A 3,023-nucleotide genomic window follows, 5' to 3' on the forward strand; every position below is an offset into this window, starting at 1 on the left:
GCTGCGGTCAGAGTGGTCTTACCGTGGTCAACGTGGCCGATAGTGCCGACGTTAACGTGGGGAAGGGAACGATCAAACTTTTCCTTAGCCATCGATACAATCCTCCGCAGAAGAAATAGTCTTGCGCTGATAAAACAAAGGCAGATATTTTCATATCTGCCTTGTTTATATGGAGCTCTTGAGCGGACTTGAACCGCTGACCTCACCCTTACCAAGGGTGTGCTCTACCAACTGAGCTACAAGAGCGAAACACCTTGTGCAAAATCCAGCAAACTTGGAGCGGGTAGCGGGAATCGAACCCGCATCATCAGCTTGGAAGGCTGAGGTTCTACCACTAAACTATACCCGCGGAGCTTGCGGCTCTCGCTAAAACTGGTGGAGGGAGAAGGATTCGAACCTTCGAAGCTCTCGCAACGGATTTACAGTCCGTCCCCTTTGACCGCTCGGGAATCCCTCCAGATGTGGCCGGCATTCTATTTGTCTGCCGTCCTAGTGTCAAGCGTTTTTTCAAATTTTTTCAATCAAATCTGAAACTTAGCTGCTTTGACACCGCTTCCAGTTCTGCCACCTGAGTGGTGTTCCCTGTGAAGCGGGCGCCATTCTATCAAGCTATTCGCCAGTTGCAATACCCTGGCAGAAAATAATTTTGTGTTTTAAGTCTTTGAAATCGTTGGAAAGAGTAGCGATGACAGTTTGGTCCAGCAAACGCTCGCTTTCCGCGGCAACCTTGAGCCAACGACCCTCCGCTCCCGGTAGCTGGCCCAGTACCGGCAGCGTGGCAATATCCAGGCTTAACAGGCGCTGACGCAGCGCATCGAGCTGCCCCTGCCCCATCACGCCACCGACTACCAGGCACTCATCCCGCCGCCTGGGTGGCGCCGACACACCTGTTTCGCGCAGCAGACGGATTTCTTGCTGATTCCCCTTGTATAGCGAAAGGGGTGCCACTTCCTTGACCTTCAGCGGGGCTTCCTGCTGGTGCCACACGTAATAGAAGACGTTGAGCACCAGTAACAGCAGAAACAACCAACGCATAGTCACCTCAATCCAACGGGCAGGCCATGGCCAGGCCAACGAAAACCAGATCAGGCACGACACGCGCCTGCGGCACGGCCTCTTTTACCAGCGGCGCATCGCCACCTGTGAGAAAGACCGTGAAATCGTCCCCCCAATGCGCACGCGCCTGCTCGAGCTGTGTACGCGCAAAACCCTGAAGCATCAACACGCACCCGCGCTCGACCGCCTCGACTGTCGAACGGCCTGGTGCCAGGCTGACCAAGGCACGCTCCGCAGAAGCATCGTCATAGCGGATACGCCGGGTATGGGTACGCAACTGGCTACGCATCAACGGCATACCCGGGCAGATATAGCCACCCAGATGTTCTCCATCCGCAGCAACGAAATCCGCTTTTGCCGCAGTTCCCAGATCAATCACCAGGCAAGCGCCCTTGGCCAGGTGAAATGCTCCCAGCGCCGCCAACCAGCGGTCCATGCCCAGGCGCTGATAGTCGTCGTAGCCGTTACGTACACCGGCCATTTCCCGGGCCGGGTGCGCTACGTGCGCCTTTACAGCAAACGCCTGGGCAATCAGCGCACAAAGCGCTTCGGTTTCTTCCTCGCTGCGCACACTGACGATACGGCAGCCGGTAAGACGCACCGACGACTGTGCAGCCACCTCGGCCACCAGCGCCTGATCGGAATCGACGATACCGCCGCTTTCGATCGCTGCATCAGTGACATGGATGACCCGCCACTTGATGAAGCTGTTACCGCAATCGAGCTCAAGAATCATCACGCAACCTCAAACTGAGCTCACCACCACTGAAGCTCTTTTCCACTCCGTCCACCTCAAGGCGTAAACCACCTTGCCCGTCGACGCCCAGCACCACGCCATCAATGCGTGTGCTACCAGCAATTAAAGAAACCTTACGCCCCTGCCAGAGGTGCGCCTGCTCCCACTCTTCCTGGAAAGCAGCAAACCCGTAACGACGATGCCGCGTCAACTCGTGCTGCAACCGCTGGCCAAGCAATGCCACCAGCCGGTTACGGTCGATTGCAACACCCACTTCGCGCCGCATCGAGGTCCACTCCTGGTCGACCTGGTCATTGGCCTGCATGTTCACATTCATACCGATACCCAGCACTACATGGCAGACATCTGCCGGGTCCCCCACAAGCTCCAGAAGAATGCCGGTGATCTTCTGCCCGCGAACGAGAACATCATTGGGCCATTTCAGCCCCACATCCTTTACCCCGAACGCCTGTAGGGTGCGCATGACTGCCAAGCCTACCACCAGACTCAGACCTTCGAGCTGGCGCACCCCCCCATCTACGCGGAGTACCAGGCTGTAATAGAGGTTTTCGGCAAATGGACTGATCCACTGCCGTCCGCGCCGGCCACGACCGGCGCTCTGGCGCTCGGCCAGGACCAGAAATGGAGCGGCCTGCCCTTCGCCGGCCAGCCGCAGGCCTTCTGCGTTGGTCGAGTCGATGGTTTCGTGGATGAAAATCGGCCACTGCTCGCCTTCGGCGAAGCTGGCAATCGCTTGTGCGTCGAGCAATGCCAATGGCGCGGCCAACTGATAGCCGCGGCCACGGACCTTGTGAATAGTGAGGTTCAGTTCGCTCTCGAGGTGCTGCAGCTGCTTCCAAACGGCGCTGCGACTCACCCCGAGGGCTGCCCCCAGAGCTTCTCCGGAATGGAACCGGCCATCCTTGAGGAGATTCAACAACTTCAGCATGCCAGTCTCGACTTGGAATAAGGCAGGCATGATAGCTATGGCCTGTTGGCTTGCATAGGAAAAGGGCCTGACGGCAGGAGTGGATGGCCATGCAGGAACGGCCTTGCAGCGTGAATGGCACCGGCTTTGCCGGTGTTCGCGGGCTTGCCCGCTCCCACAGGGGGCTGTTTTTTGCGGTACAAAGACAAAACCCCTACCTGCATGCGCAGATAGGGGTTTTGCGAAATGAATCTTGACGATGACCTACTCTCACATGGGGAAACCCCACACTACCATCGGCGA

The 3,023-nt window shown here is 57.4% G+C and carries 4 protein-coding genes and 3 tRNA genes; all 7 read right to left on the reverse strand.

The genetic code is table 11. The features are described 5' to 3' along the window. Nucleotides 1–92, reverse strand: a 92-nt coding sequence (locus C6A77_RS24990; protein WP_133295916.1) for a GTP-binding protein, incomplete at its 3' end; no start/stop codon positions are given. A gap of 78 nt (nucleotides 93–170) precedes the next feature. Further along, nucleotides 171–246, reverse strand: a tRNA-Thr gene (locus C6A77_RS24995). A gap of 29 nt (nucleotides 247–275) precedes the next feature. Further along, a tRNA-Gly gene (locus tag C6A77_RS25000) sits at nucleotides 276–349 on the reverse strand. A 24-nt stretch (nucleotides 350–373) separates the two neighbouring features. Beyond that, nucleotides 374–457, reverse strand: a tRNA-Tyr gene (locus tag C6A77_RS25005). Between the two features lie 152 nt (nucleotides 458–609). Next, nucleotides 610–1,035, reverse strand: coding sequence for a hypothetical protein (locus tag C6A77_RS25010; RefSeq protein WP_114172014.1), 426 nt, complete (start codon nucleotides 1,033–1,035; stop codon nucleotides 610–612). A gap of 7 nt (nucleotides 1,036–1,042) precedes the next feature. After that, nucleotides 1,043–1,792 (reverse strand): pantothenate kinase, encoded by a 750-nt coding sequence (locus C6A77_RS25015; RefSeq protein WP_114172015.1) that lies wholly within the window; start codon nucleotides 1,790–1,792, stop codon nucleotides 1,043–1,045. Then, nucleotides 1,782–2,741 (reverse strand): bifunctional biotin--[acetyl-CoA-carboxylase] ligase/biotin operon repressor BirA, encoded by a 960-nt coding sequence (gene birA / locus C6A77_RS25020; RefSeq protein ID WP_114172016.1) that lies wholly within the window; start codon nucleotides 2,739–2,741, stop codon nucleotides 1,782–1,784. Before birA ends, C6A77_RS25015 begins: the two co-directional genes overlap by 11 nt. Between the last annotated feature and the right edge of the window lie 282 nt (nucleotides 2,742–3,023).

The sequence above is a fragment of the Pseudomonas sp. AFG_SD02_1510_Pfu_092 genome, from assembly GCF_003331055.1.
GTDB lineage: Bacteria > Pseudomonadota > Gammaproteobacteria > Pseudomonadales > Pseudomonadaceae > Aquipseudomonas.

Bases quoted from the DNA above. Each gene is read 5' to 3' on its own strand.
- birA (WP_114172016.1), bottom strand. From the start codon at position 2,741: ATGCTGAAGTTGTTGAATCTCCTCAAGGATGGCCGGTTCCATTCCGGA.
- C6A77_RS25010 (WP_114172014.1), bottom strand. From the start codon at position 1,035: ATGCGTTGGTTGTTTCTGCTGTTACTGGTGCTCAACGTCTTCTATTAC.
- C6A77_RS25015 (WP_114172015.1), bottom strand. From the start codon at position 1,792: ATGATTCTTGAGCTCGATTGCGGTAACAGCTTCATCAAGTGGCGGGTC.